At 31.7% G+C, this 26625-nt stretch carries 27 protein-coding genes; 5 read left to right on the top strand and 22 right to left on the bottom strand.

Annotated features, from left to right (window positions below):
- Positions 1–32: 32 nt before the first annotated feature.
- From TD29_RS14770 to TD29_RS14850, 17 genes are all read right to left on the bottom strand, one after another.
- Positions 33–1145, bottom strand: a complete 1113-nt coding sequence (locus TD29_RS14770) for a serine hydrolase domain-containing protein (RefSeq protein ID WP_040281690.1) — start codon at positions 1143–1145, stop codon at positions 33–35.
- Positions 1142–2242 (bottom strand): type 1 glutamine amidotransferase domain-containing protein, encoded by a 1101-nt coding sequence (locus TD29_RS14775; protein ID WP_040281692.1) that lies wholly within the window; start codon positions 2240–2242, stop codon positions 1142–1144. The genes TD29_RS14770 and TD29_RS14775 overlap by 4 nt, the downstream gene beginning before the upstream one ends.
- A gap of 56 nt (positions 2243–2298) precedes the next feature.
- A complete protein-coding gene (locus TD29_RS14780; RefSeq protein WP_040281694.1) occupies positions 2299–3159 on the bottom strand; it encodes an SDR family oxidoreductase in 861 nt (286 codons plus the stop codon).
- A 10-nt stretch (positions 3160–3169) separates the two neighbouring features.
- Positions 3170–3772: a hypothetical protein gene (locus TD29_RS14785; RefSeq protein ID WP_040281696.1), complete on the bottom strand. Its 603-nt coding sequence runs from the start codon at positions 3770–3772 to the stop codon at positions 3170–3172.
- Positions 3773–3793: 21 nt separating this feature from the next.
- Positions 3794–4927: a serine hydrolase domain-containing protein gene (locus TD29_RS14790; protein WP_052467137.1), complete on the bottom strand. Its 1134-nt coding sequence runs from the start codon at positions 4925–4927 to the stop codon at positions 3794–3796.
- A gap of 191 nt (positions 4928–5118) precedes the next feature.
- Entirely contained in the window at positions 5119–6906 is a 1788-nt protein-coding gene (locus tag TD29_RS14795; protein ID WP_206539801.1) for a tetratricopeptide repeat protein, read from the bottom strand.
- A 93-nt stretch (positions 6907–6999) separates the two neighbouring features.
- A complete protein-coding gene (locus TD29_RS14800) occupies positions 7000–7863 on the bottom strand; it encodes an alpha/beta fold hydrolase (RefSeq protein ID WP_040281699.1) in 864 nt (287 codons plus the stop codon).
- A gap of 136 nt (positions 7864–7999) precedes the next feature.
- Positions 8000–8602, bottom strand: coding sequence for a hypothetical protein (locus tag TD29_RS14805; RefSeq protein ID WP_040281701.1), 603 nt, complete (start codon positions 8600–8602; stop codon positions 8000–8002).
- 238 nt (positions 8603–8840) lie between these two features.
- Complete coding sequence (locus TD29_RS14810) at positions 8841–9293, bottom strand: hypothetical protein (RefSeq protein ID WP_040281703.1); 453 nt, start codon at positions 9291–9293, stop codon at positions 8841–8843.
- Between the two features lie 101 nt (positions 9294–9394).
- Positions 9395–10051, bottom strand: a complete 657-nt coding sequence (locus tag TD29_RS14815) for a hypothetical protein (RefSeq protein ID WP_040281705.1) — start codon at positions 10049–10051, stop codon at positions 9395–9397.
- Entirely contained in the window at positions 10035–10526 is a 492-nt protein-coding gene (locus TD29_RS14820; RefSeq protein WP_040281707.1) for an RNA polymerase sigma factor, read from the bottom strand. The genes TD29_RS14815 and TD29_RS14820 overlap by 17 nt, the downstream gene beginning before the upstream one ends.
- Positions 10527–10647: 121 nt before the next feature.
- Positions 10648–11205: a DinB family protein gene (locus TD29_RS14825; RefSeq protein WP_040281709.1), complete on the bottom strand. Its 558-nt coding sequence runs from the start codon at positions 11203–11205 to the stop codon at positions 10648–10650.
- Between the two features lie 130 nt (positions 11206–11335).
- Positions 11336–12064, bottom strand: a complete 729-nt coding sequence (locus TD29_RS14830; RefSeq protein WP_040281710.1) for an NAD(P)-dependent oxidoreductase — start codon at positions 12062–12064, stop codon at positions 11336–11338.
- 51 nt (positions 12065–12115) lie between these two features.
- Positions 12116–12970 carry a CPBP family intramembrane glutamic endopeptidase gene (locus TD29_RS14835; protein ID WP_040281712.1) on the bottom strand — a complete coding sequence of 285 codons (855 nt, stop codon included), beginning with the start codon at positions 12968–12970 and terminating at the stop codon, positions 12116–12118.
- Positions 12971–13047: 77 nt separating this feature from the next.
- Positions 13048–13953, bottom strand: a complete 906-nt coding sequence (locus tag TD29_RS14840) for a TolB-like translocation protein (protein WP_052467138.1) — start codon at positions 13951–13953, stop codon at positions 13048–13050.
- Between the two features lie 34 nt (positions 13954–13987).
- Positions 13988–15043: a serine hydrolase domain-containing protein gene (locus TD29_RS14845; protein WP_040281714.1), complete on the bottom strand. Its 1056-nt coding sequence runs from the start codon at positions 15041–15043 to the stop codon at positions 13988–13990.
- A 242-nt stretch (positions 15044–15285) separates the two neighbouring features.
- Positions 15286–16296 (bottom strand): LLM class flavin-dependent oxidoreductase, encoded by a 1011-nt coding sequence (locus tag TD29_RS14850; protein WP_040281716.1) that lies wholly within the window; start codon positions 16294–16296, stop codon positions 15286–15288.
- A 207-nt stretch (positions 16297–16503) separates the two neighbouring features.
- Between TD29_RS14850 and TD29_RS14855 the strand changes: the two genes are divergently transcribed.
- Positions 16504–17025 carry a 5' nucleotidase, NT5C type gene (locus tag TD29_RS14855; RefSeq protein ID WP_040281718.1) on the top strand — a complete coding sequence of 174 codons (522 nt, stop codon included), beginning with the start codon at positions 16504–16506 and terminating at the stop codon, positions 17023–17025.
- 107 nt (positions 17026–17132) lie between these two features.
- Here TD29_RS14855 and TD29_RS14860 read toward each other — a convergent pair whose 3' ends face one another.
- Entirely contained in the window at positions 17133–17639 is a 507-nt protein-coding gene (locus TD29_RS14860; RefSeq protein ID WP_040281720.1) for a peroxiredoxin-like family protein, read from the bottom strand.
- A gap of 228 nt (positions 17640–17867) precedes the next feature.
- On the opposite strand from TD29_RS14860, the gene TD29_RS14865 reads away from it, so the two are divergent.
- From TD29_RS14865 to TD29_RS14880, 4 genes are all read left to right on the top strand, one after another.
- Complete coding sequence (locus TD29_RS14865; RefSeq protein ID WP_040281722.1) at positions 17868–18608, top strand: SDR family oxidoreductase; 741 nt, start codon at positions 17868–17870, stop codon at positions 18606–18608.
- Positions 18609–18661: 53 nt separating this feature from the next.
- Positions 18662–20059: an NAD-dependent succinate-semialdehyde dehydrogenase gene (locus tag TD29_RS14870; protein WP_040281724.1), complete on the top strand. Its 1398-nt coding sequence runs from the start codon at positions 18662–18664 to the stop codon at positions 20057–20059.
- Between the two features lie 143 nt (positions 20060–20202).
- Positions 20203–21105 (top strand): EamA family transporter, encoded by a 903-nt coding sequence (locus TD29_RS14875; RefSeq protein WP_040282201.1) that lies wholly within the window; start codon positions 20203–20205, stop codon positions 21103–21105.
- Between the two features lie 461 nt (positions 21106–21566).
- Positions 21567–22535 carry a sugar phosphate isomerase/epimerase family protein gene (locus tag TD29_RS14880; RefSeq protein ID WP_040281726.1) on the top strand — a complete coding sequence of 323 codons (969 nt, stop codon included), beginning with the start codon at positions 21567–21569 and terminating at the stop codon, positions 22533–22535.
- Between the two features lie 287 nt (positions 22536–22822).
- Here the strand turns inward: TD29_RS14880 and TD29_RS14885 are convergent, their stop codons facing one another.
- The 4 genes from TD29_RS14885 to TD29_RS14900 all read right to left on the bottom strand — a co-directional run bounded on the left by TD29_RS14885 (position 22823) and on the right by TD29_RS14900 (position 26623).
- A complete protein-coding gene (locus tag TD29_RS14885) occupies positions 22823–23443 on the bottom strand; it encodes a DUF6515 family protein (RefSeq protein WP_040281728.1) in 621 nt (206 codons plus the stop codon).
- 179 nt (positions 23444–23622) lie between these two features.
- Positions 23623–24354, bottom strand: a complete 732-nt coding sequence (locus tag TD29_RS14890) for a LytR/AlgR family response regulator transcription factor (protein ID WP_040281730.1) — start codon at positions 24352–24354, stop codon at positions 23623–23625.
- A gap of 3 nt (positions 24355–24357) precedes the next feature.
- Entirely contained in the window at positions 24358–25395 is a 1038-nt protein-coding gene (locus tag TD29_RS14895; protein ID WP_052467139.1) for a sensor histidine kinase, read from the bottom strand.
- Positions 25396–25402: 7 nt separating this feature from the next.
- Positions 25403–26623 carry an ABC transporter permease gene (locus TD29_RS14900; RefSeq protein ID WP_040281732.1) on the bottom strand — a complete coding sequence of 407 codons (1221 nt, stop codon included), beginning with the start codon at positions 26621–26623 and terminating at the stop codon, positions 25403–25405.
- Positions 26624–26625 lie beyond the last annotated feature (2 nt).

A 26625-nucleotide genomic window follows, 5' to 3' on the forward strand; every position in this document is an offset into this window, starting at 1 on the left:
ATGCTTGCATCAATTTTAGAGGATTCAGGTCTTCAATATTGCGCGAATTTTAACAACTTGGCTATAAATTTATAAGAATCAAAATCTGGAGTTGCTTGACTTATAGAATAAGAAATGATAGATTTTGTTTTAGGACAATACCCAATAAAGGTATTGTAAAAGCCAAAATGACCATAGTAAACATCTTTATTTACTATAAATTCATAAACACCTAAACCATAGCGACTTTCATTTGGTTTTGTGAATTCTACTTTAATCATTTTAGATAATGATTCTTTAGTAATTATATCTCCATTAAAAAGTGCTTTTATAAATAGAGCTAAGTCATCATTAGTAGATACAAGCCCTCCTCCAGCCCAATCAAACGAGGTGTTCATCATAGAAAAATTAAAGTGTCCCACATACTGGTTTATTTGATTATTATTGGTTCTGGGATTTTCGTAATACTCGAAAAAAGTTTGCTTCATTTCTAAAGGATCTAATATTCTATTTCGTATCGACTGAGCTAATTTGGTATTATCAATCTTTTCGATGATTAAGCCTAATAACACATAATTAATATCAGAATAAAACCAACCTTCATTGGGTTTAAAATGTGGTTCAATGTTTAAATTGAATGTGTAATAAAGATCAATAATTGCTTTTGATGAATATTGTTTGTTTGAGTTATTAGTTAACATTTCAAAAAACGCCTCTTCTTTATCTGTAAAAATATCGGCTAATCCAGAACGATGTGATAATAACTGTTTTATTGTTATTTGATCTGCATATTTGATTCCATTAAAATTATGCAGGTTTTCGAAATCTAAATAGTCTAAATCCTTTATGTACTTCGAAATACCATCGTCTAGCCGAAGTTTTCCTTCTTCTTGTAGCTGAAGAATAATGGTTGATACAAACAGTTTAGTGCTACTTGCAATTTTAAAAGAACTATACTTTGTAACTGTGTCACCATTTTCTCTGTTTTGCCCAAATCCTTCATTGTAAACAAACCCATTAGACTCATTTTCTATATAAAGTAAAATACTATGAACAGGATGATCTGATAAATGGTTGATTTTAGCTGAAATGCTACGACTAATAGAATCTGTTTGACTTATTACAATATTCGATATAAAAAATAAACTTAGTACTATTGTCCTCATAATTTTTTGTTTTCTAGATCTTTAGCATGAGCCGCTAAACTAATCATATCATAACACTTACCTAAATCTCCTTTTAATACTGAAATAGCACTATGATTTATTATTATATGTCTAGAAATAGATTTTTGTTCTTCCTGAATCATCTGAGTTATTAATGTTTTAGCAGCTTTCTTTCCTTCTGTTTCATAAATATATAATACATGAACACCATGTTCCTCATCGGTTCGCTCTCTTTCTTTTGGTGCATAGCCTAATTGCTTCACCATAGTTTCTGCTAATGCCCAAACTGACCATGGATTTTGACCAGTTATTAAATTTCCATCATGACTTACCTTTTCTAAATACATGATGCCTTCATTAAATTTTGCACCTTCGGCTATCAATTTATCTTGTAATAAGAAAGGAAATATAGTTTCTGCTTTTGGTATTAATAATAACTCTTCATTATTAGTAAAGCTGCTTACTTGCTTATTTTTTAAAAATGGTTGTTCGTTTTCTAATTTCACATTTACTAATGCTGCTGGTCCATGACATACTGCACCAATAACTTTATGAGCAGAATTGAAGTTTTTTATAAGGGCTTTAATATATGTATTATCAGGAAAATCAAACATAGCTCCTTTACCTCCCACAAAATAAACAGCTTTATAATCTTCTGGCACTATATGTTTTAAAGCTATTGAATTGTTTGTTTTTGTCTTTGCAATAGAGTCATTTAAAAATGCATAATCAAATGGTCCCATATCATCATGGTCAATAACAACAGGTGGTTTTCCACCTAACGGACTTGCTATTTCTACATCAAAACCATTGGCTTGAAAAACATAATACGCTCTCGCCAACTCTGTAAGTTCATATCCTGTTGCTTTACCATTTACACTCATAGAGTCAGTGCTGGTTACGACAGCTAGTATTTTTCCGCGATAAGAAGGCACATCATTAATAATATATTCGATATCGTTTACATGACTATTACTAAGAGACATGTCATCTTTTGATAATAAACTTGAGATATACACACCTAGCAAAACTATAGCAATTATAAAAATTGCTATGGTTGATAATATCCATTTTATAATTCTATATTTTTTAAACATAATTGATTTTTTATTGGTGTTCAATAAACGACTAAGAGAAAAAATGTCATAAAGGGTTATACATTCACGTTAAAAAAATAATACAATCTTCTAGATCCAAAACGTGGCGCAATATGATCTTCGGCCATTAGTGTTAAAAAAAATTCAATGGGACCATATGTTTTGGATGATGTAAATGTTCGTAATGTCCAAATTGTAAACCGCCTTATCCAATCTGGTAAGTGCACTATTTTTATTGGCTTTTGTAAAGCATCTAAAGCCATCTCTCCTATTTCATTTAAGGTTAAAACATCAGGACCTCCAACTATAATTTCTTTATTATTTGTGTTAATGGCTTGTAAGCACACAATGGATAAATCTTCTCCATGGATAGGATTAAACTTTTGTTCACCATTCCCAAAAAGGTATATTTTGCCTCGTTTTGCCATGTCTAAAAAGTCTTTCATATCTGAGAAAAACCCATTTGGCCTTATGACTGTATAATCTAACCCAGAGGTTTTTAAGGTATCTACAAACTTTTCTTTTGCCTCAAAAATTTTAAGATGTCTGTACTTGTCTCCATTGATAGCAGAAACATAAATAAATTTCTTTACTCCTGATCTTTTTGCTTCGTTTAATAAGTTTAAATTCGCTTGATAATCGACATCCATATAGGTTAAACCATCTTTTTGCCTTGTAATACCAACAGTAGAAATAACTGTAGTAACTCCCTCACAAATACCTGTGAGCGTCTCTGGTTTTGTGACTTCAGCTTTTATTATTTTAACCGTTTTACTATGAAGCTTGTTTAATTTTTTAATAGATCTTGCAATAAGTTTAGTATTGTAGTTTTCTTGAACTAAAGCATGAGCTATAAAACCACCTAAATAGCCTGTTGCTCCTGCAAGTAAAACGGTTTGTGATTGCGTTATATGCATCTTATAAAAATTATAACCAACTAAAGCCTAGTCCTATATTAAAGGTTACGGCATCTCTATGTGCATCTCCTTCTAAAAAAGTACGACCAAGAACTAACTTAGACTGTATATTTAATGCAAAATTTTTCTTTTTGTAAATTTCATAACCTGTACTTCCCATGATAGCACATCCAAAATTCCAATCGTCATTTAGGTCGTCTTTAATATCATAAAGTGCTGGCGAATCTATTGCTAAACCAATTCCACCATGAAGCCACCAACGCTCTTTTACCCAATATTGTAATGATGGGATAAAACCACCAAAATGTCTATCGTTACCCTGAAATTCGTATATCATACCTGGTAATACTGCTGTTATTGCAAGTTTTTCATTTAACATGTAGCCAAACTTTAAATCAGGAAAAGTGAACGTTCCTTGAGCGTCATCAAAAGTTTGAATACCAGCACTATCTTCTATACTGATTATACCAGTACCTAAACTAAATTCGAAGATAAAGCCATCTCGTTGGATTTCTGATTCTAAATTTTCACTTTGTGCATATGTTATGCTAGATGTTAATGCAATGGCGATACAAGCCATTTTTAACATCATTTGTTTTTTAATTGATTGCATGATTTTTTTGTTTTTTGGTCGTTAAATTGATGATTTTAATTCGTGAGTTAAAAGTTGCTGAATAATAGTGCTTCGTTGTGTACCAGTATCGTCTTGATGATTACTTAATAGTACAATTATAGCATCATGTTCTGGCACAAAACCAATCATAGACCAATAGCCATTAATATCTCCTCCATGCCAATACATTGTTGTATTTTCTTCTTGTGTAGTAAACCAACCTAAACCGAAATCTAGAAATCCGCTTGGTACATTTTGAGCAAATATTTCGTTTTTTTCAGCGTCTGTGAACCAATTATCTTTTACTGCATGTGTCCATGTTTCCATATCTCTTGGTGAACTACTAACGTCGCCTACACCAAATGCAATAGACATAGGATACGTGCTATTTACATTTCCGTAGTTATAACCTTGAGCGTGAGCAGCAGTATTAATACTGTTACTACCTTTATGAGTATCTGTCATGCTTAACGGTATAAAAATGTTTTGCTCAATATAGTCGTGGTAAGACATTTGAGACAAATTTTGTATCAATAAAGCTGCAATAAGAAAATTTGAATTGCTGTATTCTTTGCTAGCACCTGGTGCAAAGTTGAGACCATTTTGAGCAATCATTTCAATAATTACGTCGTATATATCTTCTTCATCTAGGTTTGCACCTTGTTCGTGAGCATCTTCAACTACAAATTGGTAGTCTGGAATACCAGATTGATGGGATAATAAATGAGCAATTGTGATTTGATTTCCGTTTGGAAATTCGTCATCAAATTCATTTAAAGTTTGATTGAGATTATTTATTAAACCATCGCGCTTTAATTGCATAATAGCAGCAGCTGTTAATGTTTTAGTTACTGAACCTATGCGATAATTGAGATCATAACTTTGAGGCATATCAGTACTTACATTTGCTAGCCCAAAACCTTGACGTACTAAGTCATTTCCGTTTTTAGTTACAATGGCATAACCGTTAAAACCGACATTAGTTAATACGTCTTCAATATTTGAATGAGTATTGATTAATGCGTTGTCATCATCATTAGAACATGATAATAAAAGTGTTGTAATTGTAAATAAAACTAATAACATAGTTTGGTTTACAATTTTAGTTAGGCTTTTATAGTTGTTGTTTTTGTGTTTTTGATTTACCGAATTCATTAGTGAATGTTTTTTAATTGATTATTTGTATGAGTTTACAAATTTGAGGATTAAGATCTCTCCAATCGTCCGAAATTATAATTTCGAACGTTCGGAATTATTTCTTAAAATTGTTAGTGAGATGGTGTACAAATTAGCCTGCAAATGGGATAAATGCCTTAACAGAAAATTAGATAAAGAAAGTAATAAAATTAGTTACTATGTGATTTAACCCACTGACTTGGCGTAATGCCTTCTGCTTTTTTAAAATATGTATTAAATACACTTTTAGAGTTAAAACCAGAGTCATAGGCTAGCCCTAAAAGCGTTATGTGTTTGAACCTGGGATTGAGAGCAATGGTTTTAAAATGAAGAAGTCTAAACTGATTAATATAATCGTTGAAGTTTTTATTAAATTCCGCATTTAGCAACCAAGATAATTTATTAGGATGTAATGCTATGCTATTACCAAGATCTCTTAGAGAAAGATTAGGGTTTAAGTAGGGTTTAGTGTTTTTAATAAAATCTATTAATGCTATTTTATACTTGCTAATTTCGGTAGCATTTAAGGGTTTTGAGTTTTCCTTTTGTACTTTAATTGAAAGCTCTTTTTTATTAGGCTCATATCCTGATGAGATCACCTCGTTTTTGATTAGTTGAAATTGTGGGTGTTGTCGTAGAGGTTCTAAAAAAGGATCTAGTTGAAAATTGACTAACTGCCCTATCTTCAGTTTAATTTTATTTTCAAAAACATGAAGTGCTTTTTCTATTTTACCAGAATATACTAGTAAATAAAACTGCCAAGGATAAACATTTTTAAAACGCTCATTAATTTTAAAAACATTGGTATCAATATCAATAATTTGTTGTTCGTCATTGAAGAGACTAAATAGAATTTCACACACTTTAGGACTGATAAGTTGTGGCATTGTTGCTATATAATTTCTAAATTTTGAAGTGTCATTTAGTAATATAAAGCAAGCCAATTTAGTCTCGATTGCTAACGTGAAATTAGGATCAATTTTCAAGCATTCGTCTAAATAGATTAGGGCTTTAGTGTATTCTTTTTTTAAAAAATATACATTCCCTTTTGTAAAATGATGATTAGGTGACAATGGACTAATTTCTATAGCTTTATTGATATTTAACAGGGCTTTATCTAGTTGATTTGTTGCCATGTAAATTTCTGATATCCCTTCATAGGCTATAGCATAACTTGGGTTTAGAAGTAATGTTTTTTTTAGAAAAACTATTCCTTTAGAATAATTCCAATCATTCCAAAAGCTCAATGAAGATTTAGAAAAATAGGCTAAGTAAGACGTAGAATTTATGTCTAAACCAATATTTAAATAGCGCCTTGCCAATTGCTCTCCTTCCTTTTTGTCTATAAAACCCCAACTTGATAAAATGCCATAGGATCTACTTAATGCAAAATAGGCATCATAAAAATTTTGATCTATTTCTATACTTTGTTTATAGCAATTTATAGCTTTTATATAATCTTCTAACGCCCAATTAAGTTGATAAGCTCTACCTTTTAAATACAATTTATAAGCATTAATATTTTTAGTACCAATGATAGAGATGTGCTTAGAAATATCTAAATGGCCAAAATTTTCTCGTATTTGTTCTGCTATAATTAGACTTATTTCGTCTTGTAATTCAAATATATCATCTAGTTTTCTATCAAAATTTTGAGACCAAACTTGAAAACCATCATTTGTACGTATCAATTGAATAGTAATACGAATTCTATTATTAAATATTCTAATACTCCCCTCAAGAACTGTAGCTACACTTAATTGATTACCGATATGTCTAACATCAATATTTCTGTTTTTAAAAGCAAAAGAAGAGGTTCTTGCTATAACTTTTAAACCTTTTACTTTTGTTAATGCATTAATTATTTCTTCTGTAATACCATCACAAAAATAATCGTTATCAATATCATTACTCATATTGACAAAGGGTAAAACTGCTATAGATTTTTGGTTAATCAAGGTTTTGGTTGCTAAAAGAAATGTAAAAGTATAATAAAATTAGAAGACATCCTGTTAAGTCTCTATACAGTACATCTTTACACACACATTTTTTTACTCTTTATTAGTACTATTCAAAATAGCTTCTTCTATCGCTGAAAAGTCATTCACACTTGGTACATGCTTAGAACTCTTTAATAATACTACCTTTTTTAAAGATGGAAATATTTTTTTTGCTCTTTTTATTAGTTTTCTCCCAGGAAACATGATGTCTTTTTCGGCAGCAAAGATGGTAATTGGTGTATCTATATTTTGCGCTTTTCTTTGGGATATGACTGGCAATGGTGAAAAATCCATATTACAATGTTCAAAAGTGCTTGCTAAAAAGTTAGTGGCAAATTCATCGTATTCAGAAAACAATGCATGCATTACTTTTTTGATATGCATCTTATTATTTGTTTTAATGAATTTTTTTAAGGGTATAAACATTTTCCATAAGTTTAGAAATGGATTCCCATTTACGATATAAACTGGTGCGATAAGGAAGACTTCTTTTATTTGAATTTGACTAAACTCCAGCGCCTTAAGGCTAATGAGTCCGCCAAATGAAAACCCTACTAAAGTGACATTTGTTAAACCTAGCTTAATGATAACTTCTAATAACCACTGCCCATAATCTAAGGTTTTCATGTCTAAACGATGTTCGTCACTTTTATTAGGTTGCGCTAGAACGTCTATAGCAAAGACCTGATATTGTTTTGAGAGTTTTGGAAATGATTCTAATATTAATGGAGCGCAACCACCAGTGCCATGAATGAGGACTAAAGGTGGTTGGCTATCATTACCATTTATGATGACATTGGTATTACCAAATTTGGTTTTTACTTGTGCGTCTTGATATGGTATATTAAGTTGTTGAAGTTTTTGATCATAAAGCGCTAAGATTTGTGCTTTTCCCTCCTTTGATTTGTAAAACATAAAATGATCGTTTTTTGATTGATGATTGATGATTGATGATTGATGATTGATGATTGATGATTGATGATTGAATATGTATATAACGATTAAAGGTTATGATTTGTAACACAATAGTTATTATATTTTAGAATAAAGTTTATAACCAACTAAAGCCTAACCCTACATTAAAGATTACTGCATCTCTATGTGCATCTCCACCTAAAGACGTACGACCTAGAATTAATTTAGACTGAACATTAAGTGCGAAGTTTTTCTTTTTGTATATTTCGTAACCTGTACTTGTCATGACGGTACAACCAAAGTTCCAATTGTCATTTACATCGTCTTTAATATCGTATAATGCTGGTGAGTCTATTGCTAAACCTATTCCACCATGAATCCACCATCTATCTTTAACCCAATATTGTACAGAAGGAATAAAACCACCAAAATGCCTGTCGTTATCCTTAAATTCGTAGATATTTCCAGGTAAAGATACTGTAAGTGCCAGTTTTTTATTTAACATATAGCCCAACTTTAAATCTGGAAAAACGAAGGTCCCTTGGGATTTATCGAACGTTTGAACACCTGCACTATCTTCAATACTAATTAAGCCTCCACCTACTACGAATTCTATAATAAAACCCTCTCTTTGTGAGGTTGGTTCTAGATTTGTGTTTTGTGCATTCGTTGTACTTGAGCCAAAAGCAAAGGTGATACATGCTATTTTTAATAAAATTTGTTTTTTGATTGTTGTCATTTAATTGATTTTTTTGATTAATGATGATATTATTTTGAGTCCAAATATCTTATGAAAATTTGTTGATTATGAAGTAAAATATCTGAACTGTTTATTTACAATGATGAATTGTAGATTATTTACAAGGTTTTATATGATTTCATGTATTCATTTTAGGCAGATTTGTAAGTTATCGAAAACTAATCGGCAATTCGCTTAACATGAATAGCATGACTTTTTTAGTTTCTGTTCAATTGATTTACAGCATATTTCCGTTTGCTTGGGCTTGAGCATCTTTACGACGACCAACAAAAGCACCAATAAACAAGCCTGTACAAATTCCGAAGGAAATCCCTAACGACTTTTCGAAATACTGACCTAGTAAAACTCCAGCAACGACACCAAATAATATTCCTAAGCTTACACTTAACTTAGTGTAGTAGTCTTTGGTAGTTAAGGAGAGGTTTTCCTTTAAATGCTTTTCAAATTTAATGAGTGCTTTTTTATAAAACTTTTTTCTGTTCTCTGGATTTGAATTAATGTTTAAATTCTCAAGTTTTGTTGTTATGGCTTGCATTTCATCTTGTGAAAGTGCCCTATGCTTTAATGCTTTTAGAATATGAAGAAATTTCTCGTATATATTAATTTCAGACTTAGTAGTTGCTTTTGTTTTTAAACTTTCAAAAGTGTTATGTGCTTCTTGTAGTGTCATAATTTCTATTGTTTTCTTGGTTAGTGGCTGAAAACAAGAAATATTACATGCAATAGCTACTTATATTTTGAAAACCTGTAAAAGCTTATTGTAATTGGTTATTAGCTTCTTAAACTTTCGATATCTGCCATTAATTCTTCTAGTTTTTTAAACACTCTTCCATAAACGATATTTAAATCCCATTTATAAATATGGCCTCCAAAATAGGCTAGCAACCCTAAAATTAGAGTTACGATTACAATTCCTATTAATGGAACTCCAAATATTAAATAAGTGTTTGGAAAACCATGAAGAATTTCACTCACAAGTCTTTCTCCTAAAGGAACACCTTCTGCATCTTTAAACCAAAAGCCCAAAATCATTGATAAAAATATAATTGGGTATAAAAATCTCGACACTCTTATATTGATGGCTACTTGTTTGTGTATCCACTCATTAAATGCCTTTAAATATTGATAACTACTTTCTCCCTGATCAATTTTATCTAAATCATTTAATAAGGATTTATTAATAAAAACAAGTACCGAAAGCATCATAAAAAATAATATGCCAGTTATTGGTATACCAATAATAAATGAGACGATTAAAAAGATAAATGAGAATGCTACAATGGCCATCAAATTTATTTTAAACATGCGTTTAAATTTATCAATGATATGAATTGATTTTTGATTGTAAAGATTGTTTATTTTTGGAGCGACTAATGCGTCACTTTTAATAAACCCCTCTTTCCAAATAGTTTCAATTGATCTTTCCATCTAATATTGTTTTTAGTTTCGCTTTTATTCTTAGAACACGTACTCCTATGTTGTTAGGGTTCGTACCTATGATTTCCGCAATTTCCTTTTGTGATTTTTCTTCTAAATACAGCATAATGATAGCTCTATCTATTTCCGATAGCTTCCTTATAGCATCGTACAATAAATTTAGAGATTCATCTGAAAACGCATAATTATCCTCGGTTTCTTCCGCAGTTATAGAATCAGACACGAAATGTTGAACGTTATTTTTCTTCTTTTTAAGTAAGGTCAAACACACGTTTAATGAAATACGATATATCCAAGTACTCCATTGAGATTCTTCACGAAAATTGTCTTTACTCCTCCAAATTTGTAAGCATACTTCTTGATAGTAATCTTCAAAATCTTGTTGCGAGTTGGTATAAGCTCGACATAATTTGATGATTATTCCTGCAAACGGCAAAATAGATGATGTATAAAAATCGCTACTCAATAGTGTTGTTTTTATTGGTTAGTGGCTTGTTTTAAAATTTATTACATGTTCGTGAAATTATTATAACTATTTTGAAAAGTTTTAATATTGTGTCGTATTAAAATTTGCGAAACGTATAAAATTAATAACTATTAGCTGCTCTTAACACTTTTTCTGCCTGTTTTACATGTCTTTCATTATGGTAAATTAATACTCTAAAAGTGTCGCCTAATTTTAATTTTATTAATTTAGATATAGAAATCGCCGTTTTAGTTTTATCTAGATTTATAGTTTTAGAGGTATTCAATAGCTTGATGATTTGATGTTGTTGATCTATAAATTTTTGGAGCGTGCTAATGTCTAACTTAGAGTTTATGGGATTCATAGACTTAAAGGTTTTCATCTTATTTAAGTTTTCTTGATATGCAACCGATTTACTAAAGTAACGACCAAGCCAATTACTTTTAAACAGTTTTGAACTTTTATGTTTAGAGTTTTTAATTTTATTTGTGATTTCAGGAATATAGAAATCACCATAGTTGTTTAAATGTGCTATGCATTCTAAAACACTCCAACTTTCGGTATTTGATTTCCAATTTAACTTTTCTATAGGCTGATTGCTTAATTTATCTACAACACTTATGTTCTGTTGTGTGGTTTCTATTAGTTCTTGAATTAATTTTGCTGATGTTAACTCCATGATATTATAAAAATTTTGGTGTTTTATATTAATTAGTGTTTTAAACAGGAAATATTACACATTCATACGATAATCGTGAAATCGTGTCGTTATTTCTAGATGTAATCGATTTATGTCTTGTTATTTTTATTTAGCTAGAATACTTAGAATAAATCACTGGCATCTGTCCTTTCCACTTTTTCCATAAAACATCATCATTGATTAGACTAGCCATAAAATGCCCTACATTAATTCGACTCACTTTACCTGCATTAAATATAGCACTTCGTGTTGGTGATTGATGTATTTCATACCCTGAAACCTCTTCCTGATTAATTAGATCGTCTGGTCTAACTACAACCCATTCAATAGTATTATTATATTGTCCAATCTCAGTACGTAAATAATCTGCTGCTTTCTCATTATCTACATGAGGAGGTAGTAATAAACGTAAAAGTCCGATAACACATTTTTGAGCTAAAGAAATCGGTTCATTTAAATCACGATTACGATTGCCTGACGTATTCATTAAAACAAACTTTGTAGGTCGTTGTAAATTACGAGATGCTATGGCATTACATAAGCGACTTGTAGCATCTGTAACAAGTCGTCTTGGATTTCCATAAATACCTTTAAATGTTAGATTATGACCAAGGCAAGACGCTATTGCATTGCAATCGCATGTTATTTTACGCATGTCTTCATCTGATAATTCTAAAATACTTGCTGATATAATTTGAAGATTGTTATTAGTTTTCCAAGAATCTGGTAACTTATCAGGTAATCTTACAATGACTTTCACATTATGGTTTTGGGCTAAAAGTTGTGCAACTAATTTACGTCCTGTGGCACCACTGGCACCTACTACTAATACTGTCATTTTGATTGATTGATTGATTGATTGATTGATTGAAATGTATTAATGTTAATGCTATAGATTCTCTTTTTTTGCCTTTCGCCAAAATACAATCGCAAAAAGGCATGCTACAAAAGGAATCATTATTCCGTATTCATCTAGCCAAAAGCTACTACTATCATTTGTTGATGTCAATGGTGTGAAGATTTTTTGAATAAAAATATTATGCACTGAATGAAATAAAGCTGCTGGCCACAAACTATTCGATTTAAAAGTAAAATAGGTCATGATAATAGAAATGGATACAATCATTAATGTAAACGCTGCAATATGAAAGAACAGTTGATTACTACCATTATAAATAAGCCAAATTATTGGCCAATGCCAAATGGACCATATTAACCCACTAATTATAGAGGTGCTACCAAAAGACACTACTTTTCTTAGTTCGAAAACAAAAAAACCACGCCAACCAATCTCTTCACCTAAAGTTGAACCAATATTTTTAACGACTCCAACAACAGCTAAAAGCATCATCATTACTAATACAACGACCGATGTATTGTAACCTGTCATACCAAGTTCTTGAGTCCACTCAGTTATTGTATTCTGATTTCCAAAATTACCATAACCAAATACCCAAATCAATATATAAGAAATGGCCACATAGCATACAGGTAATATATAAGATAGTTTTAAATACTTAGAGGCTTTTAAACTCCATGACAAGCTTGAAATAGAACGTTTCATTAGCTTTAATGTGATAAATGATGCTATGGCAGGACACATCATTAAGGCTCCAATATAAATACTGGTTGGATTCAGCCTTAATATCGCATAATAACATATTGCACTAAGCACAGTAAGTACACCTAAGAATAAAGCAATTGTTCTCCAAGTTTGATGTTTTGATGTAATGTACACGGTCATGAGTAGTTGGTAATATTATAAATGACGAGTTAAAGTAAAACTTGTTACACTTCACTTATACACCTTGTTGGTAGTAGTTATTGTTTTAGTTTTTCTATAACCTTTGTACTTACCCAGAAAATATCTACATTTTCAAATTCGTCTGAACCAACATTTCTACTAAAGAAAAGGTATTTGCCATCTGGAGTTATACTTGCTGAAGCTTCCCACGCGTTAGTGTTTATTTTATCTCCTAAATTAATTCCATTACCCCAAGTACCATCTTTTTGTTTAAAACTGATATAAATGTCAGATTCACCAAAACCATCTACCCTTTCAGCATCAAACAATAAATACGATTCATCTGGTGCTATAAAGGGATGGCTTAAAAACGTTCCTGTGTTTATTGCTTTTGGTAAAGCTATTGGTTCTTCATGTTTTCCATCTATCAAACGTGAATAGCGAATTGGAAAAGTTGAATCATTCTCTTTATAGGTGTCAAAATAATACGTACCATTTGCAGATGATGAAAGACGCATAATATACATAGAATCATTACTTACAGTAGGAGGTTCAAGGGTTTGTAATTCAGACCATCCAGATTCCGTTCTTTTTAGATATTTGTCACCTAAATGCATGGTTTCACCGTCTGGCGAAACTACTGGTCGTCCTATCCATGGAGATGCTACTTCTGATTTCTCCCACATCCCATTAATTTCATTGTATTTGTATTCGTAAAAAGCCGATTTTTTATTTTCTTCTCCTCTTCTTATAAAATAAAATGCCCTCATATCTGGGGTAAATGCACCATCGTACTCATAAATTCCTGTAGATACAAGACCTGGAGCAAATGGTATGGGAATTAATCCTGGAGGTTTTTGTCCAAGATATGGATTTACTATGGCCAAAGAATCGCTTTCTTTCGTAATGGATTTCCTAGTTTCACAAGCATTCAATAATACTACCAATGCAAGGGTTACAATTTTTATTATATTATTTGTCATTGCTTAATTTGTTTTAATTGCTGCCAACACTGTTTTATATGTCCTTTGCTTTACGTAAGATCTTCACTACACGACTGTGTGTTATTTGTAACAAATTCCATTGATACCCTTCAAAATCGGTTGTATTCATAAACTGCACTACAACGGCATCAATATCTTCATGGTACTCTGCCAAACATTGATAGCCAGCAGCTAATCCTCCATGGTTAAACTCATACAAGGACGCATAAATTTTCATTTCGTCTTTATTAAGCAATGTACCATCGTTTAAGGCTCTTAAAAATGTACCAACATCTTCTGCTGTTGCAATCATGCCTTGTTCTTCGGTTTTAAAATCAACATCAAGACCTACATAGTAACCACTCATAACGTTATCAATATTTTTGACCTCTTTAAGCGAGCCATACGTATTATTGAGTTCAAGTGGTGTAAAAATTTCTTTCTTAAAATAGTCTTGACGAGTTTTTCCTGTAACGTTCTCAATGATTCGGGACAGCAACAAATAATTAGTATTTGAATAGCCATAATCTTGATCTGGTTGAAAATTTGCTGGTAAATCAAGCGCATAATCCAATACGTCTATATTTGTATTTGGTTGATTTTCCCAATACTTAGGATTGTCTGTAAAATTAGGAATACCACTTCGGTGTTTAACTAGCATTCTCACTGTGATGTTATTAGCATTCTCAATTCGTTGTTCAAGTTCGGGAAAATAATCAACAAGAGATTGATCTAAAGACAAACGTTGCTCATGAGCCAGTTTGGTAATAGCAACTGCTACGTATAACTTGCTAATACTAGCAATTTTGAATAATGCTTTGGGATTGGCTGGTGTTTTTTCTTCTTTATTATGATAACCAGCAGCATAATATGCTGGAGCCTTGCCAGCTTCATCAACATATACAATCACACCGTCAAAGCCGTGACTTAGTGATTGATTCACTTGCTCTTGTACCGTATTAGGTAAAGGTAAAATCCATGCTTTAACTAAAATCCAAGGCACAAACCATAACGAAATAAAAGTACCTGCTAATAAAACGATTCTAAAAATTTGTTTTGCTTTACCTGACTTTTTGTTAGTATGACCCATTATTCTGTTACTGCTAATATTAAACGATAACACAAATATATTACAGATGTTAGTCACAATACATTGTTAATTACCGAACTGTAACAAAACAAGGACGAATTGTTAAGTATGTTTAATTGTATGCTTAGTTAAGACAGGAAAAACTATAATTTAAATTTTAGATCAATTCACTATGTCTTACTTAATCTCAAAAACTTGAAATAGAATTAATTAGACACAAACAGCTTATTAATCACTTTAACTTATTCCGCATTCAATTCTTTCATAATTTCGGCAAATAATTGGTAAGATCTAATTCTATCTTTTATATCATATATATTAGTAACAACAATGAGTTCATCGGCTTTTGTTTGTTCCATAAATTCTTTAACCTGTGCTTTAACAGTCGCTTTGCTACCTATAAATGAATATTTAAGCATTTGATGCACTTGCGGATTTTGCATCACCTGTTTTAAATACTCAGTCATTTCGGTTGGTGGTTGCACAGCTTGTCGTTTTCCTGTAAATAAACCAAGAATTAACTGAATTAATGAGGTTGACAAACACTCTGCTTCTTCATCTGTATCTGCAACAATAACATTAATCCCAGTGATGACATAAGGTTTTTTTAAATCTTCAGAAGGTTGAAATGTGCTACGATAAATATCTAAGGCATTCCATAAATGAGTGGTCGCAAAATGACTTGCAAATGCATAAGGCAATCCTTTTTTTGCGGCTAAGTTGGCACTGTCTGTACTAGAACCTAACACATAAATTGGAACATCAACACCTTCTGCAACGGTAGCCCGAACTTTTGAGGTTTTATTTTCAACCGAAAAATAGGTTTGTATTTGTTCTAATTCACCTGGAAAAGCGTGCGCTGCTTTCATAAAATCAGATCTGATGGCTTCTGCTGTTTCTCTGTCGGTTCCTGGTGCTCTTCCCAATCCTAAATCTATTCTATTGGGATATAGCGAAGCCAATGTCCCAAACTGTTCTGCTATAATCAATGGTGAGTGGTTGGGTAACATAATGCCTCCTGAGCCTATTCTAATCGTTTCTGTACCTTGCGCTGCGTAACCAATTAAAATAGAGGTTGCACTACTCCCAATGTTTTCCGAGTTGTGATGTTCTGCTAACCAATAGCGTGTATATCCCGATTGCTCCGCGCTTTGAGCTAATTCTAAAACATTATTAAATGTGTGTTTTAAACTATGATCTTGAGATACCAAAGCCAAATCTAAAATAGAATATAAGGTGTTTTTTTTGTTCATACTGAAATTGTAATTATCCAACACTTGGGAGTTAAATATTAGTTTCACTTACAAAGTTACACATCGCTTAACATTTATAAAGTTTAAGATTTGTTAATTAAAACCAAAGATTATATTCTCTTAAAGCGTAGGAGTTAATAAACTATTAAATAACTCAACTTAGCTTGACTTTTGTTCTTAATATTCGGAATTTAGCAAAAAAAACAGATGACAATTTTTGTAGACATGGACGATGTGATTGCAGATACTTATGGCAAACACATTGAATTATATAATTTAGAACACAAACAAGATCTTAAGTTAAACACTATAACTTCTGGTGAAGTTTGGCAAAATGTGCCAGAAACGCATCAGGCAAGTATAGGAAAGCATGCTTACCAACTTGGTTTTTTTAGAAATCTAAATCCTATAAAAGACAGCATACAAGTTATGGAAGCTTTATATGCAAAACATGAGGTATATATTGCAACTGCAGCGACTCAATTTCCAAATTCCTTAAAAGAAAAAAGTGATTGGTTAGATGAGCATATGCCTTTCATCACTTGGCAACATCGTATTATGTGTGGTGATAAATTTATTTTAAATGGCGATGTACTTATTGATGATAGAACTTACAATTTAGAAAAATTTCAAGGCGATACATTATTATTCAATTCGCCTCATAATGTGAATGATTCAGGATATAAAAGAGTGGCAACTTGGTTAGAAATTGCTGAATTATATTTATAATCCAAGGTGTAGAGTCTTCCCATTTCCGAAGAAAAAAAAGAGGTTAACTATGATGTCAACCTCTTTTTTATTTAAACTTACTCCATAACAGTATAAAGTATTACTAATTATGCTTCGCCTCTTGCAGGATAACCTTCTTTTAAAATATAATCTACTCCTCCCAAGACGTCATTAAAACTCGGTCTACCAAATGGCATTGATTGTATGGCTTCCCAATATACGGTTTGCTCTGGTGTAACCAAGAATAGTCCTGGTTCAGTAAAATGTTCAGGTTCCTTTTTTATACCCTCGGAAATGAACAATCCCCAAGTTCTGGCAGCTTCAATTGAAAAATCATAACCCAACGGTATATCATCAATATCCCATTCATCAAAAGTTTCTTTTGCAATATTTTCTGTATCTGTACTGATAGCAATCACATTAATACCACGGTCTTTAAACTTATCTAATTTTTTTTGAAGTTCTTCCAACTGTTTTTTACAAACCGGACAGTGTTTTCCTCTATAAAAAAGAAGCATCGTAAAGTTTTCAGGTTTCTGCTCACTTAATTTCCAGGTGGTATCATTTACTAAGTTGATTTCTAATTCTGGCGTCTTTTCTCTTGGCTTTATCATCGTTTCTATTTTGTTTAATTATTATACGGTATTAAAACTACAGGTATCATTCAATTGGTATTGACGCATTTGCCATAAATATTAACGTGATGACCTAAGCACGAAAATATTATGAAATATTTATGATTGACAGTAGCACACAAGCACAGAATCCTAGCAAACGAGCTAAAAATTACACTATTGTTTTGTGACCTTTGATAACATAAATAACAACTTAAAACCAAACATATGAATTTAGAAGACAGAGTAATAGTTATTACAGGAGCATCAAGCGGAATTGGAGAAGCAACAGCAAAAAAAATCGCAGCAGATGGAGGAAAAGTTGTATTAATGGCAAGAAGTGAAGATAAATTAATAGCACTCAAAACGGTTATTGAAAATAATGGCGGACAAGCACTTGTTGCAACAGGTGATGTGACTAAGAAAAAAGATTTTGAAAATGTGGTGAGTAAAGCCGTTGATACCTTCGGAAAAGTAGATGGCCTGATTAATAACGCAGGTTTGATGCCACTATCGTTTGTAAATAAACTAAAAACGGAAGAATGGGATACTATGGTAGACGTTAATATTAAAGGTGTTTTAAATGGAGTCGCGTCTGTATTACCTCAGTTAATTGAAAATAAGGGTGGAGATATCATCAATATTTCATCAATGGCAGCAAATCGTTATTTCCCTGGAGGTGCAGTGTATTGCGCAACAAAATCTGCGGTAAAGATGTTTTCTGAAGGCTTGCGTCAAGAGTTAGCCCCAAAACATGGCATAAATGTAACCTCAATTGAGCCAGGAGCTGTAGCGACTAACCTAATGAGTACAATTACAGATGAAGATATTAAAGAGAAAGTATCGAAAATGCAAGAAATGACAACTCTAGAATCTGAAGATATTGCAAATGCAATTCATTATACACTTACACAACCACAACGTGTAAATATTAATGACATTTATATTGTGCCAACAGAGCAACAATAAGTTTTAGGCATTACATATAAACCATATCAATAAATAATTATAAATAAAATAACATGGAAACTACAACAGATAAAAAAACAATAACAACTACTAATCCTGCAACAGGAACATCCTTATCAACTTACGAATTGATGACAGATAATCAGATAGAAACTATTATAGACGATTCACACGAAGCGTTTTTAAGCTGGAAAAAAAAGTCATACGAAGAGCGTGGTACAATTATCAAAGCTATTGGCGAAGAACTTCAAAATTATAAAAAAGAATTAGCCCAACTCATGACAGATGAGATGGGAAAATTATTAAAACAGAGTCATCAAGAGATCGATTTGTGTTCTGGAATTTGTGAGTATTCAGCAACTAATGCTGCTGAATTTTTAAAAGATGAAGAACGTGAGCTATCTAATGGTGGAAGAGGAATTGTAACCTACTCTCCTATTGGTATTATCTACGGAATTCAACCGTGGAATTATCCGTCATACCAAGTGATACGTTATGCTATTGTAAATCTAATGGCAGGAAACAGTGTGTTATTAAAGCACGCTTCTAATGTTACAGGAACAGCATTATTATTAGAAACTATTTTTGAAACTGCAGGTTTACCAAAAGGCTTATTTAAAGTTTTAGTGATAGAACATGACCAATCTGATGCTGTGATAAAACATAAACATGTGAGAGGTGTAACTTTAACAGGAAGCTCTGGTGCTGGAAAAAATATTGGACAAAAAGCAACTGCCGAACTCAAAAAGACCGTTTTAGAACTTGGTAGTAATGATGCTTACATCATTTTAGATGATGCCGATTTAGATGTTGCTGTAAAAATGTGTGTAAAAGGACGAATTTATAACAATGGAGAAACTTGTATCGCTGCCAAACGATTTATTGTTGTAGATAGTATTTATGATGATTTTAAAGATGCATTTGTAAAGGCCATGAAAGATTTAAATGTTGGAGATCCAACAGATAAATCGTCTCAAATGGGTCCAATGGCAAGAAAAGATTTAAGAGAAACATTACACGAACAAGTAGAAAAAAGTGTTTCTAATGGTGCTAAAATTTTGTGTGGTGGAGAAATCCCTAGTGGTAAGGGCTATTATTATCCTGCTACTGTTTTAGAAAACGTGAACTCTGGACAACCAGCTTATGATGATGAGTTATTTGGCCCAGTTGCTGCATTAATTAAAGCAAAAGATGAAGAAGATGCCATGCGCATTGCCAATGATAGTAGATTTGGTCTTGGTGGTGGAATTTTTTCAACAGATATAGATCGTGCCACAAAATTAGCATCGCAACATTTTGATACAGGAATGGTATTTATAAACTCATTTGGATTAGCCGAACCTTCTATGCCTTTTGGAGGTGTAAAAGACTCTGGGTTTGGACGTGAACATGGCGGATTTGGAATCAAAGAATTCGTTAATGTAAAATCCATTCTAATTCCAAATGACTAACTTTTAAAGTTATTTCGTATTATAGCAAAAGCCATCTAATTAATGTTTAGATGGCTTTTGTTATGGTTTACATTTCCGAAGAAAAATTTAATCTTAAAAATGTTGATATAAACAGATTATTATCTAATATCTTCGCGCGCATTATGTGGATGTATCTTGGTCTCTTAGCTGCTTTATTTTTGGGTTTACACAATTTGTGTAAAAAACATGCTGTGCAAGGCAATGAAGTGTTTCCTGTGTTATTTGGGACTATATTTTCAGGCTTTTTATTACTATTACCACTTTATTTTGGCTCCCTTTTTTACAAGGATAGCATGCTGTCTATGCAACTTTATATTGCAGAAATCCCTTGGTCAACACATGGTTTTATTGCTATAAAATCTATAATTATGGCTTGTTCATGGATTTTAGCGTATCAAGCGTTAAAGCACTTACCAATTACTATTGTGACTCCAATTCGTTCTGCTGGACCTTTTTTTACTTTTATTGGAGCAATTTTGATTTATCAAGAACGGCCTAACCCTTTTCAATGGATTGGCTTTTTTTTAATCATATTTTCAGTAATTCTATATTCTCGCATAGGTAAAAAAGAAGGTATTATTTTTAAAAAGAATAAATGGATTTTTGCTATTATTGGAGCTACATTTTTAGGAGCTTCAAGCGGATTGTACGATAAATATTTAATACAGGAATTAGCTCTAGCACCACAAACTTTACAATTTTGGTTTTGCTTGTATACGGTATTAATTTTATTCTTGATATTGTCCATAACTTGGTTTCCTTTTAAAGCAAAGCGAAGCGCATTTAAATTTCGTTGGACAATTATAGCTGTTGGTATATTATTAGTAGCGGCAGATTATTTTTACTTTAAAGCATTACAAGATCCTGATGCTCTAATTATGTTGCTATCAGCAATTAAACGAAGTCAATTAATTATAGCTGTAATAATAGGTGGCTTAGTTTTTAAAGAACAGAATAAACGTAAAAAACTGGTCCCTTTAGCTGGTATTATGATTGGTGTATTTTTAATACTTTACTCTAGTTAGTTTATAATTTTACACATTTCATGATCATCTATTTAATGTGAAATGGCCATATATTTCATTCTTGTGTTTTTTAGGTAATCGCGCACTTAAACTAGCCCTAAACTGCTGTACGAATGGGTTTAGATTTTTTTAAATTATTATACCATAAAAAAAGGTATTCAAAAGAACACCCTTAATTACTAAACTAAATCAATCATCAATTTATATATAAAATATAAATATCACTGAGGCAAATTTCCGAAGAAAATCAAAATATGAACTATACACTTTTACCACATATATGTATTATTTTAACAGCTATAAAGCCAACACAAAAATTAACTGATAAATTATTATACTTTTTATTGAATATTAGCACTTTATGACCCAAATGATATTTAAATGCTAACCTTAATTATCAAAATTTCGTCAAATTAATTATCTTACATACCAAACTACTAATGTATTAAGCAATTAATAGTATGGGTAAACAGGTAAAGTTTTATTCTAGACGAGAATTTGCCAAACTATCAGCAATGGGTTTAGCTAGTGTACCATTGTCATCATTTCAAAATGAATTAAACATCAAGGGCATGATACCTTCGGAAAAGCTTAAGGTTCACCTATTTTCTAAACATTTACAGTTTTTAGATTATAAAGAGATGTCTGCAGCAGCAGCCGAAATGGGTTTTGATGGACTTGATTTAACAGTACGACGAAAAGGCCACGTATTACCAGAACTTGTGATTGACAACTTACCTAAAGCGGTAGATGCCATGAAAACTTATGGCCTTAACCCAAAAATGATGTCTACCAATGTTTGGGATGCTAATGACTCTACAAATCAAACGGTATTAGAAACTGCAAGTGCATTAGGTTTTACCCATTATCGTACAGATTGGTTAAAATATCCTGAAGACAAATCGATTAATGAAAGTCAAATAATATTTGGAAATCAAGCAAAAGCACTAGAACAGCTTAATGAAAAACTTGAACTCATTGGTGGATACCAAAATCATGCAGGACAGCATGTTGGAGCTCCAATTTGGGATCTCGTTACTATTTTAGAAGTCACAAAGGGTAAATATATGGGTTGCCAATATGATATTAGACATGCCGTAGTTGAAGGAGGAGAAAGTTGGCCATTAGCATTACGTCGTATAAAACCATTTATTAACTCCATTGTAATTAAAGATTTTAAATGGGGAATTGTAAATGGTAAATGGCAACTTATTAATGTACCTTTAGGAGAAGGTATGGTTGACTTTAACACCTATTTTTCATTACTTAAAAAATACAAGATTAATGTACCTGTATCTTTACACACCGAGTATGAATTAGGAGGTGCAGAAAAAGGACATTCTAAAATAACTATGGATAAAAAACAGGTGTTTAAATTTATGAAAGCCGATTTAGAGTTTATCAAAACAACATGGAATCAAGCAGAATAGCTATAAAATTAAAGCTCCAGGTGGCACTGGAGCTTTACATAAACTGTTCATATTAAATGTTTCTTTTTAGCGATTACACGAATCAATTACTTTATGTTTCATTTAATATTGTTTGACTCAATATAAGTACACAATGCCATTTTTAAAACATCAATATTACCAGAATATTATGCTAAATTAACAGTAGTGTATTGATCTTATTGAAGTCCTGCACAATAAAGAGGAAGAGAACCATTACAGCTTTCCTCCTCTTTCACTAATCAACAATCAATCAAATCATTTTAAAATTATTCTATGTCAATGATACCAACAACTTCATAAGCTCTTGTACCATCAATCTGCACTTTTTCATAAAGTATATTAGCAAATTCATAATAAGTTTGTCCATCTATAACTACTTTTTCATAATCATTGGGCAACTCATAAACGATGGTACCAACCTTTGGCTCTACAACTTCATATTGATTATTTATTTGAATATAAAATATACCTCCTGCATTATAATAATCATGGTTATTAAAGTGTACTCTATTATGTTTTACTGGTAACGTATTTATTCTAAATCCGACCTTTGGAGGAATCGCAACATAATGACCTCTAGATTGTGTATAATACGTGTTATTTGCGTAATAATAGTTTTGTCCTTTATGGCTAATAACTGTTCTATTTGGCACATTTCTAACTGAAATAACTTTCTTTTTAGGTGTTTTATATGTTACTTTAGAATGAGATATTCTATTGTTATTTCCAGTTGTCTTTACTGCAGCAGTACGTTTAGTAGTATACGTGGTTGTCGCTTTGACTTTATCTTTCTTAGTTGTATTTCTTCGAGTTTGACCTATAACTTGAGTTGAAAATGCAATCACAAAAAATGATGGTAATACAACTGTTTTTAAGAATGTTTTCATGATTTCTAATGCTTTTAATTAAACGTTATCTCACAATATTTAGAATATTTAAATATTGATACCATAAAGATATAAGTATCGTTAGGCTAAAAAAAAGCAAATAGAAGTTTGGCAATATGACGTCTACAAACTAAAAGATTTTATCGATAAGATTTTTAAAGTAGAACTACAAACTGTAACTAATGCAATGAATTATTATTGATGTATTCTAAAAATTTAGATTTATACTGTTCAGAAACTGTGATACGTTGCTTATTTATTATAATTTGGCTACGCTCAATCACATCAATGTTTTTTAGAGCTACAATAAATGAACGATGTACACGCATAAATTGAGAATTTGGTAATTCTTCTTCTAAAGATTTTAAACTCATTAAAGTTAGAATCGCTTTAGGGTTATCTTTTAACCAAATTTTTATATAATCTTTTAAACCTTCAAAATACAACACATCAGCTAATTTTATACGCAATTGCTTGTATTCAGATTTTACAAAAAGAAAATCTTTTTCTTCGGAAATGTTATGTTTCTTAGTTCCTCTTTTTAATTCAAACCAAGAATTTGCTTTATTTGCAGCGGTTAAAAACTCAGCATAATCAAAAGGTTTTAATAAATAATCTATGGCTTCCACTTTAAAACCCTCTAAGGCATAATGGTCAAAAGCTGTAGTAAAAATCACTCTTGTATTTTTTGGGAGCATTTTAGAAAATTCAATACCTGTTAAATCTGGCATTTGAATATCTAAAAACAAGAGATCTACAGGTTCGTTATTAATAATCTCCATAGCTTCAATAGCACTACTACATTTTTGCTTTAGTTCTAAAAAAGGTGTTTTTTCAACATAACTTTCTACTAAATTTAAAGCCATAGGCTCATCATCTACAATAGCACAGGTTATTTTATCATTACTCATAATTTATTTAGTTTCTATTTCTAATTGCGCTACAAAACGCGATTCCTTCACAAAGGTTTTAAAACTGTTTTTGTTTGGGTACAGTAACTCTAATCGTTTAATGATATTAGGAAGTCCTATTCCTGAACCACTTTTATCTTCGTTTTTCTTCGGAAAATTATGATTTTCGATAGTAAACACAACCGTTTGATTATCGCAAGTCATGTTAATATCGATAGTACTTGCTTTACTAGCTGAAACACCATGCTTGAAAGCGTTTTCAATTAATGAAATAAATAATAAAGGTGCAATTTTAATTCCCGTTTCTGCTGAAGGAAAACAATAATTAACAACTGTTTTGTCAGACACACGAAGCTTCATAAGCTCGATATATTTTTTCATAAAATCAATTTCCTTGGTTAAAGCAATTGCTTCTTCGCTTGTTTCATATAACATGTAACGCATCAATTTGCTTAAACTATGTATTGACGTTTTGGCTTGATCTGGTGAAATATCAACCATAGCATAAATATTATTCAAAGAATTGAAAAAGAAATGTGGTTGTAATTGATAATGCAAATGTTGCAATTCTGACTGTAATTTAAAATTAGCAGCTTCTTTACGTTCAGCTTCTGTTTTTACCCAACGTTTTGTTGTTTTTACTGCAATTGAAAACAATAAAGGCGCCATATAAGATACCATTTGAACATAAATAAACATCTTAAATGGTGGACCAGAACTACCTCTACTATTTGATCGTTTTTTAGCTATATCCTGAAAAAAAGCGCCTTCAACTGTTTCTTTAAAATAAATGAATAACGCTATGCAAATCAAATTAACACCTACAAACCAAATTGTTTTTTTTGTGAATAGAAATTTGTCTATTAACACAAAGTAATTGAGATAAAACAAAATGGCCGATAACATTAACGGAATCCAAAAATGAATAATAACTCTATTTATATCTTGCTCTTGACCGTAAGATAATAAGTATGGCATACTAAACAGCACAAACCAAACTAAAATATGAGATAGTAATGTTATATTTTTATTTTTAATCATGAGTGTTTTATTCGTAACGTAAAGCAGTTATTGGATCTAAAGCTGAAGCTTTTCTTGCAGGATACCATCCAAAAAATATTCCTGTCACTGCACAAACTGCAAACGAAATTACAATTGAATACAAGGCTACACTTGTAGGCCAATTTAAGAAATTTTCAATAAAAACGGTAGCTCCAAGCCCTAAAATGACGCCAAGCAATCCTCCTGTTACACTTATTAAAATGGCTTCAATTAAAAACTGCATTAATATATCTGTTCCCTTTGCACCAACAGCCATACGCAAACCAATTTCCTTAGTTCGTTCTTTTACAGAAACGTACATAATATTCATTATACCAATACCTCCAATTAAAAGGGATATACTGGCAACTGCTACTAATAGCACAGTTAACATTTCGCTAGTTGAACTAAACGTAGAAATTAATTCTTCCATAGAACGTACTGTAAAATCGTCGTCTTCAGATTCTATTAATTTATGTTGAGAACGCAACACATCAGTCACCTGTGTAACCGCTTCAGAAGCCTCATCTTCACTAATTGCCGAAGCCATAATTTGGTTTAAATAATCGATAGCTAAAATACGTTTTTGTACTGTGGTGTAAGGCGCAATTACTACATCATCTTGATCTTGGCCAAAGGTGTTCTCACCTTTCTCTTCTAAAACTCCAATAACTTTAAATGGAATATTATTAAATCGAATCATTTGTCCAACTGGTTCTTGCCCATCTGGAAATACATTCTCTACTACAGTTCCACCTATTAAAGCGACTTTAGCGGCAGATTTAACTTCAGCGTCAGTAAACATACTACCACTTTGTAAACCCACGGCTTTAATATTTAAATACTCAGGATTAACACCATAAATGGTAGAAGGCCAGTTATTGGCGCCATTAATTACTTGTCCGCCACCATTAACAACAGGCGTAATATAACTTAATAACGATGCTTGTTTTTTAATTTCATTATAATCCTCTAATATTAATGTTTGCACATTGCCACCACTACCTCTTGCTGGGCCACTATTGTCTGCTCCTGGTCTAATGGTAATCATATTAGAGCCCATTGATGAGATTGTTGTTCTAATACTTTCTTTAGAACCTTCACCAATAGCCAACATAGCAATTACTGAAGCCACACCAATAATGATGCCTAACATCGTTAACAACGTTCTTGTTTTATTAAGAACGATTGCCTTAAATGCGATTTTAAATAAATTTAATAGTCTCATCT

This window comes from Psychroserpens damuponensis (assembly GCF_000826655.1).
GTDB classification, from domain to species: domain Bacteria; phylum Bacteroidota; class Bacteroidia; order Flavobacteriales; family Flavobacteriaceae; genus Psychroserpens; species Psychroserpens damuponensis.

Coding starts and splice junctions, on each gene's coding strand:
- TD29_RS14770 (WP_040281690.1), bottom strand. CDS start 1,145: ATGAGGACAATAGTACTAAGTTTATTTTTTATATCGAATATTGTAATA.
- TD29_RS14775 (WP_040281692.1), bottom strand. CDS start 2,242: ATGTTTAAAAAATATAGAATTATAAAATGGATATTATCAACCATAGCA.
- TD29_RS14780 (WP_040281694.1), bottom strand. CDS start 3,159: ATGCATATAACGCAATCACAAACCGTTTTACTTGCAGGAGCAACAGGC.
- TD29_RS14785 (WP_040281696.1), bottom strand. CDS start 3,772: ATGCAATCAATTAAAAAACAAATGATGTTAAAAATGGCTTGTATCGCC.
- TD29_RS14790 (WP_052467137.1), bottom strand. CDS start 4,927: ATGAATTCGGTAAATCAAAAACACAAAAACAACAACTATAAAAGCCTA.
- TD29_RS14800 (WP_040281699.1), bottom strand. CDS start 7,863: ATGTTTTACAAATCAAAGGAGGGAAAAGCACAAATCTTAGCGCTTTAT.
- TD29_RS14805 (WP_040281701.1), bottom strand. CDS start 8,602: ATGACAACAATCAAAAAACAAATTTTATTAAAAATAGCATGTATCACC.
- TD29_RS14810 (WP_040281703.1), bottom strand. CDS start 9,293: ATGACACTACAAGAAGCACATAACACTTTTGAAAGTTTAAAAACAAAA.
- TD29_RS14815 (WP_040281705.1), bottom strand. CDS start 10,051: ATGGAAAGATCAATTGAAACTATTTGGAAAGAGGGGTTTATTAAAAGT.
- TD29_RS14825 (WP_040281709.1), bottom strand. CDS start 11,205: ATGGAGTTAACATCAGCAAAATTAATTCAAGAACTAATAGAAACCACA.
- TD29_RS14830 (WP_040281710.1), bottom strand. CDS start 12,064: ATGACAGTATTAGTAGTAGGTGCCAGTGGTGCCACAGGACGTAAATTA.
- TD29_RS14835 (WP_040281712.1), bottom strand. CDS start 12,970: ATGACCGTGTACATTACATCAAAACATCAAACTTGGAGAACAATTGCT.
- TD29_RS14840 (WP_052467138.1), bottom strand. CDS start 13,953: ATGACAAATAATATAATAAAAATTGTAACCCTTGCATTGGTAGTATTA.
- TD29_RS14845 (WP_040281714.1), bottom strand. CDS start 15,043: ATGGGTCATACTAACAAAAAGTCAGGTAAAGCAAAACAAATTTTTAGA.
- TD29_RS14850 (WP_040281716.1), bottom strand. CDS start 16,296: ATGAACAAAAAAAACACCTTATATTCTATTTTAGATTTGGCTTTGGTA.
- TD29_RS14855 (WP_040281718.1), top strand. CDS start 16,504: ATGACAATTTTTGTAGACATGGACGATGTGATTGCAGATACTTATGGC.
- TD29_RS14860 (WP_040281720.1), bottom strand. CDS start 17,639: ATGATAAAGCCAAGAGAAAAGACGCCAGAATTAGAAATCAACTTAGTA.
- TD29_RS14865 (WP_040281722.1), top strand. CDS start 17,868: ATGAATTTAGAAGACAGAGTAATAGTTATTACAGGAGCATCAAGCGGA.
- TD29_RS14870 (WP_040281724.1), top strand. CDS start 18,662: ATGGAAACTACAACAGATAAAAAAACAATAACAACTACTAATCCTGCA.
- TD29_RS14875 (WP_040282201.1), top strand. CDS start 20,203: ATGTGGATGTATCTTGGTCTCTTAGCTGCTTTATTTTTGGGTTTACAC.
- TD29_RS14880 (WP_040281726.1), top strand. CDS start 21,567: ATGGGTAAACAGGTAAAGTTTTATTCTAGACGAGAATTTGCCAAACTA.
- TD29_RS14885 (WP_040281728.1), bottom strand. CDS start 23,443: ATGAAAACATTCTTAAAAACAGTTGTATTACCATCATTTTTTGTGATT.
- TD29_RS14890 (WP_040281730.1), bottom strand. CDS start 24,354: ATGAGTAATGATAAAATAACCTGTGCTATTGTAGATGATGAGCCTATG.
- TD29_RS14895 (WP_052467139.1), bottom strand. CDS start 25,395: ATGATTAAAAATAAAAATATAACATTACTATCTCATATTTTAGTTTGG.
- TD29_RS14900 (WP_040281732.1), bottom strand. CDS start 26,623: ATGAGACTATTAAATTTATTTAAAATCGCATTTAAGGCAATCGTTCTT.